Origin of the sequence: Agrobacterium deltaense RV3, assembly GCF_900013505.1 — a bacterium.
Taxonomy (GTDB): Bacteria; Pseudomonadota; Alphaproteobacteria; order Rhizobiales; family Rhizobiaceae; genus Agrobacterium; species Agrobacterium leguminum.
On sequence record NZ_LT009746.1, the window covers coordinates 247,521 to 263,026 of the forward strand.

The following is a 15,506-nucleotide window of genomic DNA, read 5'->3' on the forward strand; positions in this document are numbered from 1 at the left end:
CCGCTGCCGCGGACTTCTCCCCCTCGGGGAGAAGAAACTCATGGCACCCGCTCGTTCCATATGCAGTCGTTACTTAGTCCGGCCAGCGCAGCATGCTGTCGAAACGGTGGCGGCTGCGGTCCTCGAACGGTGTTGCAATCACCTCGTTGGAGGCGCGCGCCTTGTCCAGCTCCTCGGCTAGCCGGGAAGCCACGATGGTTTCCTGGCCGGGATGCAGGTTGCAGGGGTCGAGATAGAAATAGCGGTGTTCCACCTCGTGATCGCGGGCAATGATCGGCGGGTTACCTTTGGCAAGCGCCGTCGTCAGGTCCCAGGCGGTGATATGCGCTTCCTCGGCATCGATGATGACACGCAGACGGTCGAGCGGGTTGTTGGTCGGGTCGGGCTCGATCAGCGCCGTCACGCCCGGGCGTCCGTCCAACTTCTTTTTCCAGAGGTTGAGGTAGCCGGTTTCACGCTCGCGAATGCCGGCATGGTCGCGCTTTTCCCAGGCTTCCAGCGCAGCCATGACGCCATAGATGCTTTCCTTGCCGACCTTCATGCCGCGGCCAACGCCCATATTCTGCAGGAAGGCGCTGCGCACCAGCTCCTTTTTGCCGGCGACGATGCCGGAAGTCGGGCCACCGAGGAACTTGTGGCCGGAATAAAGCACCACATCCGCGCCCGTTGCCAGAAACAGCTTCAGATCATATTCGGAAGCCGCATCGACGATGACAGGCACGCCCTTGGCGTGGGCAATCTGGACGAATTCGGAAAGGTGCAGCAGACCGTAATTCACCACATGGTGCGAGACGACATAGACCGCCGCAGCCGTCTTTTCGGTAATGGCGTTTTCCATGTGGAAACGATGGGTCGATGTTGCCTGCCCGATCAGCACCACCTTGCCGCCGCCGAGACGGATTGCCTGATCCACCGGCGCGCCATAGCTCACCACATGACCCATCTGCACCAGAACCTCGTTCTTTTCCGGGGTCACATCGGGCAGCTTTTCGATGGCCAGCAGATTATTGCCGGTAATGGCGCCCGCCACCGCGAGGCTTATGCCCGAGGAGCAGGAGGCCGTGACGAAACCGGCCTCGCCGCCCGTCAGCCTCGATATCACCGCGCTTGCTTTGCGTTGCAGATCGTTGATCTCGACGAATTGCGGCAGGATGGCCGCCATGGCCTCGACCGCTTCCGGAACGACGATAGAAGCGCCGAGCGAGGTCATGGTGCCCGAGACGTTGATGACCGGGCGAAGGCCGATCCTGCTTCTGATATCCTCGGTCATGTCTTTCTCCTGTCCTTGCGATGCGATGGGCATCGACATATATGCCATAATAATGTAATAGCTTCTCAAAACCCGTGAGGAGCCAAAATTGGACGCCCATAGACTGGACGAAACGCCTTCAACCGCCCTGTCCGACGCCGCCGAAAACGCGGACGCGAAGGCGGCCAAGCGCTCGCGCGTCAGCGGTATCGACCGCGCCCTTCAGGTTATTGATTACCTTTATGAAACCGGATCGCCAGCGGGCGCTTACGCTATTGCCAAGGCCATCAAGGCGCCGCTTTCCACCGTCTATGTGATCATCGACGATCTCATCGAAAAGAACATGCTGGCGCGCAATGCCGATGGCAATATCTGGCTCGGCGCGCGGCTTTACCATTATGGTCTTGCCTATGCCCGCTCGCTGGATTTCATGGGTGTCGCCACCCACGAAATGCACGATCTGTGCCGCCATGCGGGCGAGACCGTGCAGCTTTGCGGCCGCGACGGCGACCATATGCTGGTGCTGGCCATGGCCGACGGGCCGAGCCATTTTCAGGTCGCCTCGCGCGTCGGCACCCGTGTTCCGCTGAACTGGACGGCATCCGGCCGCCTGCTCGTCGGGCATCTTCCGGAGGCCGAACGCGTCGAGCTTTTCCGCCGTTGCGCCCGCACTTCTCCCACGGGCCGTGCGGAAATCAACCCGGAGACCCTGTCGCAATCGGCAGGCGCCGCCTTCCATGACCGGCTGTCGATACAGGTCGCCGAATCCGACTACGCCGTCGCCTGCATCGCCTCGCCGATCTGCGACAACAGGGGCGAATGCGTGGCGACAATTTCCATCGTGCTGCCGGAGCAGAAGGTACTGGCGGACGAGAACCATTATACCGAACAGGTCAGGGTCTCGGCGGAACGGATCGAAAAGCTGATGGGCTGGCGCAACCATTGAACGGCCTCAATCTTTGAGTGCGACGATGGCTTCAATCTCAACGGTGATGTTGCCCGGCAGTGAGCCGAAACCAACGGCGGAGCGGGCGTGCTGTCCCGCATCGCCGAACACATCGATGAAGAGATCGGAGCAGCCATTGATGACGCTCGGATGATCGCGGAAATCGCTGACGGCATTGACCATGCCGAGCAGCTTGACCACCTTCTTCACCCGCGACAGGTCCCCCAGCGCCTCATGCATGACGGCAAGCAGGTTGATGCCGGCGAGCCGCGCATGGTTATAGGCCTCTTCCAGCCCGATTTCCGCGCCCACCTTGCCGGCGTAAAGATGGCCATTTTCCTCCCGCGGCCCCTGCCCCGAAAGATAAAGCATGTTGCCTTCCACCACATGGGTGACGAAATTGGCGATCGGCGGCGGCGGCGGCGGCAGGGAAATGCCGAGCGCGGCGAGCCGGTCATAGGGCGAATGACGCCCCTCTGCCTCAAGCGAAGACTGTTTCACGCGAATTCCTCATAATACAGGGACGGGTATCCCTTAATCTCTGCGGAAGACGGAGGGGATTGCCCTCCTCCGCCTTGTCCATTTGGGTTCAGCGCCAGGAATAACCATGGCTGTGGCGCACGAGCTTGCGCGCCCTTGGAATGTAACGGCTGGCAGCAATCGCCTCCGCGCCGATGACCGCGTAACGCGGCTCGAACAGGCGCTTCAGGCGCGAGACGTCGCCATTGGAATCGGTCGCTTCCAGATCGGAATCCACGAGATCGAAAACCGTGAAATCGGCGCGCTGGCCGACATCGAGACGGTTTTCCATATCGAGGCGGATCACGGAGGCCGGGTTGCGGGTGACGGCCTCAACGACGTTCTCGAAAGGCATGTCAACAGACAGCAGCTTCGACATGGTCGTCGCCAGATCCCAGACCGGGAAATTCATCGAATGGCCATGCAAATCCGTGGAGATCGAGAACGGCAGCAGCCCGCGCGCAATCGCCGCTTCCGCCACCTTGAAGGAGAAGGAGGCGCCGCCATGGCCGATATCCAGCCGAATGCCTTCGCCCGCACAACGTTCGGCAAGGTTGAACAGGTCCTCGTCTTCCATGATGCTGGAACCCGATTTGCCATTGAAGCAATGGGTCACGACATCGCCGGGGCCGAGAATTTCCAGCACCTCGTCGTAAAGTGCGGGCGGTTCGCCCACATGCACCATCATCGGCACTTTCAAGATCTTGGCGATCTTCTTGCCGAGCTTGACCGGCGTAACACCCCAGGAGCCGGTGATAACATGGCTCGCCCGCACCTTGAGGCCGACAATATGTTCGCTGTTTTCGGCGTAACATTCGAGGATACGATCGAGATCGATATCCTTGATGTCGCGCAGTTCCGGCACGCGGTTACAGGCGACGAGACCGATGGAACCGAGATTTAGGAAGGCCTTGATGCGTTCCCTCGAGGGCTCGATGATATATTCACGGAAACCGTGGAAATTCGCCTCACCCGCCGAACCGGCATCCACCAGCGTGGTCACGCCGCGCTCGGCCCCGCATTCCGAGGGGCGGATGGAGATATCGGTGCCGCCATGCCAGATATGCACGTGCAGATCGACCCAGCCGGGCGAAATGAAGGCACCCTTGGCATCAATGCGCTGCGCATCAGCAGGCGCTTGAAGGCCAAGCCCAACCGCAGCAATCCTGCCATCGCCGCCGATCAGGATATCGGTCGAAGCCTGTGGTGCGCCCTTTTCGAAACCAACGGGTTTGACATTGGTGAGAAGAATGGGAGCTTGAAGAGGCGTTTTCGCCTGTTCACCGGACGTCATATTACAAATCCCTTCGCAGTCTTGGGTCGAGCATGTCCCGCAGCCCGTCACCGACCATTTGCAGCGACAGCACGGAAAGAATGATGGCAAAGCCGGGGAAATAGGTCATCCAGTCGGCCTGGCCGATATATTGGCGACCGGCGGAGATCATGGTTCCCCAGGTCGGAATTTCGGGGCTGACACCGAGCCCCAGAAACGACAGGCCGGCCTCCGCCAGCATGGCGCTGGCGAAGAGGAAGGTGCATTGCACGAGGATCGGCGAAACCAGATTGCGCAGCACATGCCGCGTCATGATGTGGAAGGTGGAAATGCCGAGCGCCTTCGCCGCCTCCACATAGGGCAATTCGCGGATCACCAGCGTCGAGGCGCGCACGATGCGGGCAAGGCGCGGCGAATAGACCACGGCAAGTGCGATGATGACAGTCGTCAGCGACGGGCCGAGTGCCGCCACCAGCGCAATCGCCAGCAGGATATCCGGAAATGCCATCATCGCATCGATCAGTCGCGCGATCGGCGTATCCAGCTTCTGGAAGAAACCGGCAAGCAGGCCGAGCGTGATGCCGATCAGCGCCGAAAGCGCCACCACGGCTGCACCAACCAGAAGCGACAGTCTTCCGGCATAGATGGTGCGGGAAAACACGTCGCGGCCGAACTCGTCGGTGCCGAACCAGTAAAGCTCGCTTGGCGGCTTCAGGCGGTTCACGATCGACAGTTTCGACGGCGAATAGGGCGCAATCATCGGCGCGAAAACCGCGAGCAGCACGAAGACGAGCAGCACAATGAGACCGGCAGCGACCGTCTTGCGCTTCAGGAGACGCCGAATGAACAGGACGGTCGGGTTGCGTGCCGGCGGGGCGGTGGAAAAAATATCGGCCATCAGTAACGAACCCTCGGATCGACCAGCAGATAGAGCATGTCGATTGCAAAATTGATGAGCACGTAAAGCCCGGCGATGACGAGAAGCGCGCCCTGAATGACCGGATAATCGCGCCGGAGAACGGCCGAGACGACGAGATTGCCGACGCCCGGCAGACCGAAGACGGTTTCCGTGACGACCGCGCCGGAAATCAGCACGGCGGCGGTAAGTCCGAGCACGGTCAGGATAGGAATAAGAGCGTTTTTCAGCGCATGTTTCATCACCACGCGGCGCTCCTTGACGCCCTTGGCACGGGCGGTGCGGACATAGTCGTCACCTAAAACATCCAGCATCGAGGCGCGGGTGAAGCGCAAAATGAGGGCGGAGGAAACGAGGCCGAGCGCGATTGCCGGCAGGGTCAGGTGATACATGCGCTCAAGGAAGCTCGCGCCCGGCCCGCCATAACCCGATACCGGGAACAGATCGAGCCGCACGGCGAAGACCTGCATGAGGATGAGGCCGAGCCAGAAGCTCGGAATGCTCGCCGCCAGCATCGCCACCGTCGTCGCTGCCTGATCGACAAAAGAGCCACGCCGGTACGCGGCATAGATACCGATGGGAAGCGCGATGACGCTGGCGATCAGCAGCGAAAAAATCGTCAGGAAAAAGGTCGGTTCGGCCCGGTCCAGCAGGGCTGATCCCACCGGCATATTGAGGAAGATAGACTGGCCGAGATCGCCCTTCAGCAATTGCCCGATATAATAGACATATTGCACGCCGAGCGACTGATCGAGGCCGAGCCGGCCGCGCAGCTCCGCAATATCCTGCGCCGAGGCATCCGGCCCCAGCATCACGGCCGCCGGATCTCCGGGCGTGACGCGCAGGATGACGAAAACGATGGTGACGACGAGGAACATCACCACGATCATTCCCGCAAGTCTCTGGAAAATATACCGTATCACGTATGAAGGCTCCGAAGCGCGTGATTGCCGCTATCAGGCGACGGTTGAACCGGGTTGCTTAAAGATCGACTGCTCACTTCCGTCATGCCGGACTTGATCCGGCATCCAGCCACACGCGTCCGCGTGGTGAAAAGGTCTCTTGCGATCAAGGACTTGATCGCGCTGGACCCCGGCTCAAGGCCGGGGTGACGGCGTGTGGTGCCGGCCTTATTTCGTAACCGACGCATTCCAGAAGTAAGGCCAGGGAGCCGGATCGACGCCTTCCAGCTTGTTGGACTTGGCCGCCACGGCATTGAAGTCGCCGATCTTGATGAGCGGCAGCTCGGCATAGATCGTCTTCTGCACATTGGCCCAGAGCGAAACGCGCTTCTCCGGATCGGCTTCCGAGGTGAAGGCGTCAACCGCCGCCTTGCGCGCCGGCGTATCCCACCAACCCGGTGAGCCGGTGGAGAGCGCACCGATCAGCGCCGGCTCCGGCAGGAAGGGGCTATGGGTGATGTAGATATCCCAGAGCTTCGGGTCGGCGCGGCGCTGCGTCAGCGTCGCCCAGTCCACAACCTGCATATCCACCTTGAAACCGGCAAGCTTCAGATATTCTGCAGCGACCTGCGCCATCCTATAGTGGAACTCATACTGGCGGCTGGTGAGGATGCGCAGCGGTTCGCCGTTGTAACCGGCCGCCTTCAGCTTTTCGGCGGCGGCTTCCGGATTGCCGAGATTGTAATTGCCCTCGACGCCCTCTTCCGAATGCCAGGAGAAATTATCGGGATAATAGGCGCCATCGAGCGCATAGAAATCCGTGCTGCCGAAAGCGGCCGCCAGCATATCCTCCATATTCAGCGCTTCGGTCACCGCCTTGCGGACCTCCAGCTTGGAAGAAAGCCCCTCCTTCGTGTTGAACACGAAGACCGGATAACCGAAAGGCTTCAGCATCAAAGGCTGCGAGGCAGACGACGACTTCACCTTGTCGAAGGATTCCACCGGAATGGAATCGACGTAATCATATTGCCCGGAAACGGCAGCTTCGACGCGAGTATTCGGATCGGGCACCGGAACGAAGCGGATTTCATCGAGATACTGATGGCGTGCACCGCCATAACCGTCGCTTTCGCCATCGCGGGACTTGTAGCCATCGAAACGGACGAGCTGGATATACTGGTCGGCCTTGCGTTCCTTCAGCATATAGGGACCGGTGCCGATGAATTCGGCCATCGGCTCCGCCTGCTTTTCAGCGGGCAGGATGATCGCTGCGGAATTGTTGAAAGCGAGCAACGAAGCGAGCGGCGCATAGGGCTGCTTGAGGGCGATCGTCACCGTTCCGGCATCCGGCGCGGAGATATTCTCGATAAAGCCGGCTGCCTGCTTGCCGCGCGAGGCGATCTTCATCCAGCGGCCGAGCGAAGCGACGACATCTTCGGACGTCATGTCGCTGCCGTCATGGAACTTGATGCCCTGCCTGAGCTTGATCGTGTAGGTTTTGCCGTCCGCACTGATCTCGGGCAGGCTTTCCGCCAGAAGCGGCGTCACCTTCCAGCCCTTGTCGAAGGTATAGAGCGTTTCGAAAATGTGCTGCGTGACGATGCCGACGAGATCGGCAGTAGACGCCATGGGATCGAGGGTCGGCGGCTCGCCGATCGTGGCGACATTGATAACACCGCCCTTCTCCGCAGCCATCATTACACCCGGCGCCAACATCAAAGCGGCGGTGGCGAGAAATGCAAGTTTACGTCTCATGGTCAAGCTCCCAGCTCTTATGTGTTCCATTATTATGTTATATGCATCTTTATAACAGAATATCTCGATAAGACGCCTTGTCAATGACAATGCGGCGCGATGATGGGTTTCCATGATCGGCAAAACGCAAGACAAGTCTTCAGGAGAGGTGGCAGCACCGTTTAAGGCAGTGAAAAAACGGGAGTTTCGCCAAAAAACCGGTGTGCCGTGGTATCCATCTCTTTCCGGCTGGAAGAGAGGGAATGACGACTGGCGTTTGACTGCAAAGGAAGAAAGGGAATTAAGAAGGTTGGATATTTCGCATTTGCGAACAAAGTGCTATTAAAGAGCGGACTAACGCTAGGCCACCACAGACATACCCGCATATTCTTATTAATCGTTACGCCATTTGACGCCGTCAGCCGTATTTTCAAGGGCTGCAGACAGACCTAATATTCTAAACCGCCCAACTTCATTCCAGGGCGGAACATAAATTTTTATTACGTTGAAATTGTTGAGGAAATTATGAAGACGGCAATCGTGCATGACTGGCTCACCGACAGAGGCGGGGCCGAAAAAGTACTTCACAACCTTCTTGAAATTTATCCTCACGCGGATCTGTACTGCCTTGTCGATTTCATGAGCGAGCGCGACCGGGGGTTTCTCGGCGGCCGTCCCGTCAACACCTCCTTCATCCAGAAGCTGCCTTTCGCCCGAAAAAAATACCGCTCCTATCTGCCGCTGATGCCGCTCGCCATCGAGCAGTTCGATCTGAGCGGCTACGATCTGGTGATTTCCTCGAGCTATGCGGTCGCAAAGGGCGTCATCACCGGCCCGGGCCAGTTTCACGTCTCTTATATCCATAGCCCCATCCGCTACGCGTGGGACCTCCAGCACCAGTATCTCAAGGAAACCAGACTGACGCGCGGCTTCACCTCATGGATCGCGCGCGCCATTCTTCACTATATCCGCATGTGGGACATCCGCACCGCCAACGGCGTTGACCTGATGACGGTCAACTCCAAATTCATCCGTAACCGGGTGCGCAAGTGTTATGGCCGCGATTCCACCGTGATCTATCCGCCGGTGGACACGTCCCATCTTTCTCCGTCCGAGCTTAAGGGTGACTATTTCGTCACGGCATCGCGGCTGGTGCCCTACAAGAAGGTTCACCTGATCGTGGAAGCCTTTGCAAAGATGCCCGACAAACGGCTGGTCGTCATCGGCGACGGGCCGGACATGAAACGCATCCGCGAAATCGCCACGCCGAATGTCGAAATTCTCGGTTTCGTCGGCAATGACGAGCTTCACAAATACATGGCCGAGGCGAAAGCCTTCGTTTTTGCAGCGGAAGACGATTTCGGCATCGTACCCGTCGAATCCCAGGCGCTCGGCACACCGGTCATCGCCTATGGCAAGGGCGGCGTGCTGGAAACCGTTGTTCCGCTTGGCGCCTCCAACCATCCGACCGGCCTTTATTTCGGTGAGCAGACACCGGAGGCAATCTGCGCCGCCGTGCAGGAATTCGTCGACAATTCCGACCGCTTCGACAAGAACGCCTGCATCAACAATGCCGCCCGCTTCTCACGCGAGCGTTTCCTGCGTGAATTCGCGGACACGGTGAATTTCGCACTGGCTGAGCGGGCATGACAGGCACATAAAAACATTTATAAAACAATTGATTATTCTTCGCGTCAGTCAACGACAAAAGAAACCGTGCAAGCGTGACAAAACTGCACTAGCGCAATGCAGCAATCAAAGAGATTATGGCATCCAACTGAATATTGAAGCGCAACAATACTGACACCATCAGGGGATTCAAACATCGTGCCTCGCCCGGAATTTTTCGGCGCAGTTGAGCGATGATGAACTTGAAGCATCGTCTGAAATTGGGCATATGCCTGACAGGGGACGTAAACATCCAGGGATGCGATTCCGCTGAACGGATGTAATGCCGGTTTGGATTTCCTTTACCGGTGTCATTTATGAAGTGCTTATTTTTAAAAACTTATACGATGTCCGAATTATTTCTGCTTTTCGGACGGCATTCATTTCGAGGACCAAATGCGTTTATTGAATGTTTCGATTCTGCTTGCCTCTGCAGCACTGGCGGGTTGCACGGTTACTGCGGCCTCCGGCCCCGATGCAGCCTCGATCGAATCTAACGCTTCCGTGAAATTCGCCTCCAAAGACAAGCAGAAAACCGCCGGTGTCGACTACGCGCTGCTCGACATCAACAGCTCCGTCCTCAATTACGTCGGCGACACCACAACCACCACCCTGCTCGGCAGTTTCGGCGGCGGCAAGGGCGGTGTTCCGGCGCTGCCGATGGGTGTCGGTGACGTGGTGCAGGTCGCGATCTTTGAAAGCCAGGCCGGCGGCCTGTTCATTCCGAACGACGCGGGCAGCCGTCCCGGAAACTTCATCAGCCTGCCGAACCAGACCGTGGACCGGGAAGGCAATATCAGCGTTCCTTATGCGGGCAAGATTCGCGCTACCGGCCGCAATGTCGAGGATGTGCAGAGCGAAATCGAGGAACGGCTCGCCAACCGCGCCATCGAGCCGCAGGTTCTTATCACCAAGATTTCCAGCCGCTCCGCACAGGCTTCCGTGCTGGGCGATGTCAAGGAACCGACGAAGGTTCAGCTTTCGGAAGCGGGCGATCGGGTTCTCGACGTCATCTCCTATGCAAAGGGCCTCAGCGCCCCGAATATCGAATCCTATGTCACGTTGATCCGTCGCGGCAAGACCGCCCGCGTCAACTACAACCACCTCGTCAGCACGCCGTCCGAAAACATCTATGTGGTTCCGGGCGACACGATCATGGTGGAGCGTGAGCGCCGCACTTATCTTGCTTTCGGCGCTTCGGGCCTCAACGGACGTTTCGAGTTCGAGGATGCCGATCTCAAGCTTTCGGATGCACTCGGCAAAGCGGGCGGACTGCTCGATTCCCGTGCCGACCCGGCTCAGGTCTATGTTTATCGTATCGTCAAGCGCGATCTTCTCGTGAAGCTCGGCATCAATACGTCGAAGTTCCCCGGACAGGACGTTCCGGTCATTTTCCGCGCCAATCTGCGCGATCCGTCGACCTTCTTCGCCGCTACGAAGTTCCCGATGCAGGATCGCGACATCATCTATGTCACCAACTCGCAGGCCACCGAACTTTACAAGTTCCTGGATCTCGTCGGCTCCGTACCGGCAACGACCGGCAATGTCGCCGAGGACGTGCTGGCGACCCGCAACGCCATCCGGGCCTTCTAATCGGCGGCTTCTCGCCGTTCATACCAAAGCCGCCCCGTAAACGAGGCGGCTTTTTCCTTGGCCGGAACCAGCGGCGAAACGGGGACATGATCAAGCATTGCCTGGGGCATGAACCGAAACCGCCTGCCTCCTGAAAGGCAAGCGATATAGCGACGGTCATTGTCGCCGCCATTACAAAAGTTTAAGGTGATTTCGCAGCGCATTGGGTGTCTTGTGGGGAAAAGCTGCTCCCAAGGCTTACCGCACATGTTCGGGAAACATGTATCGCTCTCATTACGCGGAATCGTCAGATGAAACGTTTCTGGACCGCTCTCAGCGTTCTTGCCATCGCAGCCGCCGGTGCCTGGTATTTCAAGGATCGCCTGCCGCTCGATCAAGTCCCCTATATCAAGCAATTTGCCAGCGTGTCTCCCAGGGCCGACGCCGAAACGGCGACGCAGTCCTCCCAAAGCGGCCAACCAGCCCGGCAGCAGGGACAAAAACAGGGTGGAGGGCGGCGCAACGGCGGGCCACCCACCGTCAGCACCATCGCCGTCGGCAAGGCGACGTTGCCAATGGATGCAACGGCGACGGGCTGGGCGGTTGCGGCCGACATCACCAATATCGCGCCGCTTCAGGCCGGCCTCGTCATGGAAATCGAGGCGAAGGACGGTCAGCATATCAAGGCGGGCGACCTTATCCTCAAGATGGATGACCGCATCGCCCGCGCCGCTGTCGACAAGGACAAGGCCAATATCGCCGCCGATCAGGCAACGCTGGAGCAGACGGAGGCCGCCTTCCAGCGCGCCGCCAATCTCGTCAAGCAGAGCGCGGAATCCCAGCAGGTGCTGGATCAGGCAAGGGCGGCGCGGGATAGCGCCAGCGCCAAAATCGATGCCGACAAGGCAACGCTTGCCTCTGACCAGGTGACGCTCGAGCACATGGAAATCCGTGCCCCCTTCGATGGGCGGCTCGGCGATATCAGCGTCAGCCCCGGTGCCTATCTCAGCGCCGGCGTCAATATCGTGACGATCACCAAATACGATCCGATTTCGGTCAGTTTCCGGCTCTCCCAGCGCTATCTGCCGCAATTGCGAGGAGGCGTGGCGAAGGATACCGCAGTCGATGTCGACCCCGCGGCGACGGGGGGCGAACCGATGAGCGGCGTACTGCGGTTCTACGACAATACGGTGGATCAGACCTCCGGTACGGTGCTGGCCAAGGCGGAATTCAAGAACGATCGCGGTCTTTTATGGCCCGGCCAGTCCGTCAATGTCACCGCGCACTTCGTTTCGGACGATGAAATGATCGTCGTACCGACGGTTGCCGTGCGGCCGGGGCCGAAGGGCAATTTCGTCTATACCGTCGATAGCGAGCATCATGCCCATATGACGCCGGTGGAAGTCGCCCGCTCGAATGGCGATCTTACCGCCATCGCAAGCGGTCTCAATGGCGGCGAGCATGTGATTATCGAGGGTCAATCCGAACTTGCCGACGGCCAGTTCGTGGTCGAGCAATTTTCCGACAAGGGCGGTGCGGCCGGCAATCTGGCCGCCAATATTCCGCAGGAAAAGGTTGGCGGCCAATGATCCCGAATTTCTGCATCAACCGGCCCGTCGCCACCACGCTTCTCGCCATCGGCCTGGTGCTGGCCGGACTTGCCGGCTTCCGCCTGCTGCCCGTCGCCGCCCTGCCGAAGGTGGATTTCCCGACGATCAACGTTTCCTCGTCGCTTTCCGGCGCTTCGCCGCAAACCATGGCCACATCGGTCACCACACCGCTGGTCAAGCAGTTCGAGACCATTCCCGGCGTCAGCGAAATCAGCGCCACCAACACGCTCGGCAACAGCTCGATCGTGCTGCAGTTCGATCTTAACCGCGATATCGATGCAGCGGCGGCCGATGTGCAGGCCGCGATTTCACGCGCGCAGCGGCAATTGCCGAGCAACATGACGACAACACCAAGCTATCGCAAGACCAACCCGGCCGATGCGCCGGTGCTGCTGCTTGCCGTCAATAGCAAGGAGATGCCGACTAGCAAGGTGGACGAAATCGCCGAGAACATCATTTCTCCGCTTCTTTCCACCATATCGGGCGTCGCGCAGGTGAGCATCTATGGCGCGCAGACCTATGCCGTGCGTATCGGCCTCGATCCGGCCCAGCTTCAGGCAAGAGGGCTTGGCGTCGACACCGTCACCACGGCCATAGCCCAGGCGAATAATCAGGTGCCCGTCGGGGCTTTGCAGAACGACAATCAGCGCCTGACGATCGAGGCCGATACCCAGCGCACCAATGCGGCCGCCTTCCGCTCGCTGGTCGTCTCGACGAATAATGGCGCGCCGATCCATCTCGGCGATATCGCCAATGTCACCGACAGCATCGACAACACCAATGCCGGCAGCTGGTTCGACGGCGAACAGGCCATCGTTCTCGCCGTGCAGCGCCAACCGGACGCCAATACGGTCGACGTGGTGGACGCCATCAAGGCCAAGCTGCCGGCGCTTCACCAGCAATTGCCGCCTTCGGTCAATATCAACGTCATGAATGACGCCTCGACCGCCATCAAGGACGCGATTTCGGACGTGCAGTTCACGCTGTTTCTCACCATCGGGCTGGTGGTTGCGGTCATCTATCTCTTCACCGGGCACCTGACGGCGACCATCATTCCGGGTCTTGCAGTCCCCCTGTCTCTCATCACCGCCTTCGGCATGATGTATGTTCTGGGCTACAGCATCGACAATATCTCGCTGCTCGGTCTGACACTTTCGGTGGGGCTGGTGGTGGACGATGCCATCGTCATGCTGGAAAACATCCTGCGCCTGCATGAAAAAGGCCTGCCCATGCGCGAAGCGGCCCTTCAGGGCGCGGCAGAGGTCAGCAGCACCATTCTCTCCATGTCCATCTCGCTGGTGGCCGTCTTCATCCCCATCCTGTTGATGGGCGGCGTCATCGGCAGGCTCTTCAACGAGTTCGGCATGGTCGTCACGCTCGCGATCATGGCCTCGGCGCTGGTCTCGCTGACGGTGACGCCTATGCTCGCTTCGCGCCTCTCCGGCCACTCCTCCAGACCACCGGCGATCATCCGCTGGTTCGATGCGGGTTTCGAACGCACGCTGCGCGCCTATGGCCGCGCCGTCGGCTGGTGCCTTTCCCATCGCCGCATCGTTTTGGCATCGTTTCTCGCCTCGGTCGCGGCATCGCTCTATCTCTTCGAAACCCTGCCCTCCAGCTTCTTTCCCCAGGAAGATATTGGCCGTCTTTCGGTTTCGACGCAGGCGCGTGAGGATATTTCCTATACGGCGATGCGCGATCTCCAGGCCCAGGTCGCCGATCAGATTCGCAAGAATCCGGCCGTGGTGCACGTCACCTCCATAGTCGGCGGCAATTCCCGCAATCCGCTGAACAACGGCTCGATGTTCGTGGAGCTGAAGCCTAAGGAAGAGCGCGCGCCGCTCAGCCAGGTGCTGGCGGAACTGGGGCAGGCCACATCGAAAGTGGCGGGCATCCGCACCTATATCAATCCGCAGCAGAGCCTGCGTTTCGGCGGACGCAGCTCCGCCAGCCAGTACCAGCTCGTCGTTCAGGGCCTGAATGCCGACACGACCAATGAATGGTCGAACAAGCTGATGGAAGCGATGCGCCGCGACCACACCTTCACGTCAGTCACCTCCGACGCCCAGAACGGCGCGATCGCCGCGACGATTTCCGTCGACCCGGAAAAGGCGGCTGCCTTCGGCATCACCAACGACCAGTTGCGCAAGACGCTGGAAATGTCCTTTGGCGGTTATACGGCGGCACAGATCCAGTCGACCGGCGACAGCTACGACGTGATTGTGGAATTCGACAGCTCGAAACCGTGGAATGATGATTTCCTCAGCGATATCAACATTCTTTCGGCAAAATCGGGCGTTCTGGTTCCGCTTTCAAACTTCGCCAGCCTCACCCGCACGCAGGCGCCCGTTACCATCAACCAGACGGGCCAGCTCGTCTCCACCACCATCTCCTTCAACCTGCCGGACGGCGTGGCGCTTTCCGATGCCACGAGCCGGATCGATCAGATCAAGAGCACGATAGGCCTGCCGCAGGATGTCTTCACCAGCTATGGCGGCACGGCGGCGATCTTCCAGCAGAGCCAGGGCAATACCGGCATTCTCATTCTGGCGGCGGTTCTGACCATCTATGTGGTTCTCGGCGTGCTTTACGAGAGTTTCATCCATCCGCTGACCATCCTCTCCGGCCTGCCGGCTGCTGCCTTCGGCGCGCTGGTGGCGCTGAAGGTGATGGGCATGGATTTCTCGATCATCGCGCTGATCGGCCTGCTGATGCTGATCGGCATCGTCAAGAAAAACGCGATCATGATGATCGATGTCGCGGTGGAACTGATGCGCGAAAAGGCCGAGCCGCCCGCAACCGCCATTCACGAGGCCTGCGTGCGCCGTTTCCGGCCGATCATGATGACGACCTTCTGCGCGCTGCTTGGGGCGCTTCCCATCGCGCTCGGTTCGGGCGCGAGTTCGGAACTGCGCCAGCCGCTCGGCGTCGCCGTGGTTGGCGGCCTTATCGTCTCGCAATTGCTGACGTTGTTCATCACGCCTGTCATTTTCGTGGAAATGGACCGGTTCGGCCACTTCCTCACCGGGTTGTTTTCCCGCAAGAAATCAGCCGGGAAGCACGCCGAGCCGCAAAAGCCAGAGGGCAAAGGCGAACCTGATTCCGTCGCTGCCTAGA

At 59.4% G+C, this 15,506-nt stretch carries 12 protein-coding genes; 6 read left to right on the plus strand and 6 right to left on the minus strand.

Annotated features, from left to right (window positions below):
- Nucleotides 1–73: 73 nt before the first annotated feature.
- Complete coding sequence (locus AGR7B_RS15550; RefSeq protein ID WP_080858123.1) at nucleotides 74–1,270, minus strand: aminotransferase class V-fold PLP-dependent enzyme; 1,197 nt, start codon at nucleotides 1,268–1,270, stop codon at nucleotides 74–76.
- 88 nt (nucleotides 1,271–1,358) lie between these two features.
- Here AGR7B_RS15550 and AGR7B_RS15555 point away from each other — a divergent pair, with 88 nt between their 5' ends.
- Nucleotides 1,359–2,195, plus strand: coding sequence for an IclR family transcriptional regulator (locus tag AGR7B_RS15555; protein WP_080857249.1), 837 nt, complete (start codon nucleotides 1,359–1,361; stop codon nucleotides 2,193–2,195).
- A gap of 6 nt (nucleotides 2,196–2,201) precedes the next feature.
- Here AGR7B_RS15555 and AGR7B_RS15560 read toward each other — a convergent pair whose 3' ends face one another.
- The 5 genes from AGR7B_RS15560 to AGR7B_RS15580 all read right to left on the minus strand — a co-directional run bounded on the left by AGR7B_RS15560 (nucleotide 2,202) and on the right by AGR7B_RS15580 (nucleotide 7,560).
- Nucleotides 2,202–2,696, minus strand: a complete 495-nt coding sequence (locus tag AGR7B_RS15560) for a RidA family protein (RefSeq protein ID WP_080857250.1) — start codon at nucleotides 2,694–2,696, stop codon at nucleotides 2,202–2,204.
- Nucleotides 2,697–2,784: 88 nt separating this feature from the next.
- Nucleotides 2,785–4,008: an amidohydrolase/deacetylase family metallohydrolase gene (locus AGR7B_RS15565; RefSeq protein ID WP_080857251.1), complete on the minus strand. Its 1,224-nt coding sequence runs from the start codon at nucleotides 4,006–4,008 to the stop codon at nucleotides 2,785–2,787.
- Between the two features lies 1 nt (nucleotide 4,009).
- Complete coding sequence (locus AGR7B_RS15570) at nucleotides 4,010–4,885, minus strand: ABC transporter permease (RefSeq protein WP_080857252.1); 876 nt, start codon at nucleotides 4,883–4,885, stop codon at nucleotides 4,010–4,012.
- Complete coding sequence (locus AGR7B_RS15575; RefSeq protein WP_162934171.1) at nucleotides 4,885–5,826, minus strand: ABC transporter permease; 942 nt, start codon at nucleotides 5,824–5,826, stop codon at nucleotides 4,885–4,887. The genes AGR7B_RS15570 and AGR7B_RS15575 overlap by 1 nt, the downstream gene beginning before the upstream one ends.
- Before the next feature lie 207 nt (nucleotides 5,827–6,033).
- A complete protein-coding gene (locus AGR7B_RS15580) occupies nucleotides 6,034–7,560 on the minus strand; it encodes an ABC transporter substrate-binding protein (RefSeq protein ID WP_080857254.1) in 1,527 nt (508 codons plus the stop codon).
- A 112-nt stretch (nucleotides 7,561–7,672) separates the two neighbouring features.
- Between AGR7B_RS15580 and AGR7B_RS25945 the strand changes: the two genes are divergently transcribed.
- The 5 genes from AGR7B_RS25945 to AGR7B_RS15600 all read left to right on the plus strand — a co-directional run bounded on the left by AGR7B_RS25945 (nucleotide 7,673) and on the right by AGR7B_RS15600 (nucleotide 15,505).
- A complete protein-coding gene (locus AGR7B_RS25945) occupies nucleotides 7,673–7,885 on the plus strand; it encodes a hypothetical protein (RefSeq protein ID WP_125146320.1) in 213 nt (70 codons plus the stop codon).
- 179 nt (nucleotides 7,886–8,064) lie between these two features.
- Nucleotides 8,065–9,189 (plus strand): glycosyltransferase family 4 protein, encoded by a 1,125-nt coding sequence (locus AGR7B_RS15585; RefSeq protein ID WP_003519874.1) that lies wholly within the window; start codon nucleotides 8,065–8,067, stop codon nucleotides 9,187–9,189.
- A 414-nt stretch (nucleotides 9,190–9,603) separates the two neighbouring features.
- Nucleotides 9,604–10,800 carry a polysaccharide biosynthesis/export family protein gene (locus AGR7B_RS15590; RefSeq protein ID WP_003519875.1) on the plus strand — a complete coding sequence of 399 codons (1,197 nt, stop codon included), beginning with the start codon at nucleotides 9,604–9,606 and terminating at the stop codon, nucleotides 10,798–10,800.
- Between the two features lie 290 nt (nucleotides 10,801–11,090).
- The gene (locus AGR7B_RS15595) at nucleotides 11,091–12,368 is read left to right on the plus strand and encodes an efflux RND transporter periplasmic adaptor subunit (RefSeq protein ID WP_080857255.1); all 1,278 of its coding nucleotides are present in this window, start codon (nucleotides 11,091–11,093) and stop codon (nucleotides 12,366–12,368) included.
- On the plus strand, nucleotides 12,365–15,505 hold the full coding sequence (locus tag AGR7B_RS15600) for an efflux RND transporter permease subunit (RefSeq protein ID WP_078052568.1): 3,141 nt from the start codon (nucleotides 12,365–12,367) through the stop codon (nucleotides 15,503–15,505). Before AGR7B_RS15595 ends, AGR7B_RS15600 begins: the two co-directional genes overlap by 4 nt.
- The last annotated feature ends 1 nt before the right edge of the window (nucleotide 15,506 follow it).

Excerpts from the sequence above, each read along its gene's own strand:
- AGR7B_RS25945 (WP_125146320.1), top strand. The coding sequence starts at position 7,673 with ATGATCGGCAAAACGCAAGACAAGTCTTCAGGAGAGGTGGCAGCACCG.
- AGR7B_RS15600 (WP_078052568.1), top strand. The coding sequence starts at position 12,365 with ATGATCCCGAATTTCTGCATCAACCGGCCCGTCGCCACCACGCTTCTC.
- AGR7B_RS15580 (WP_080857254.1), bottom strand. The coding sequence starts at position 7,560 with ATGAGACGTAAACTTGCATTTCTCGCCACCGCCGCTTTGATGTTGGCG.
- AGR7B_RS15585 (WP_003519874.1), top strand. The coding sequence starts at position 8,065 with ATGAAGACGGCAATCGTGCATGACTGGCTCACCGACAGAGGCGGGGCC.
- AGR7B_RS15565 (WP_080857251.1), bottom strand. The coding sequence starts at position 4,008 with ATGACGTCCGGTGAACAGGCGAAAACGCCTCTTCAAGCTCCCATTCTT.
- AGR7B_RS15570 (WP_080857252.1), bottom strand. The coding sequence starts at position 4,885 with ATGGCCGATATTTTTTCCACCGCCCCGCCGGCACGCAACCCGACCGTC.
- AGR7B_RS15590 (WP_003519875.1), top strand. The coding sequence starts at position 9,604 with ATGCGTTTATTGAATGTTTCGATTCTGCTTGCCTCTGCAGCACTGGCG.
- AGR7B_RS15550 (WP_080858123.1), bottom strand. The coding sequence starts at position 1,270 with ATGACCGAGGATATCAGAAGCAGGATCGGCCTTCGCCCGGTCATCAAC.
- AGR7B_RS15595 (WP_080857255.1), top strand. The coding sequence starts at position 11,091 with ATGAAACGTTTCTGGACCGCTCTCAGCGTTCTTGCCATCGCAGCCGCC.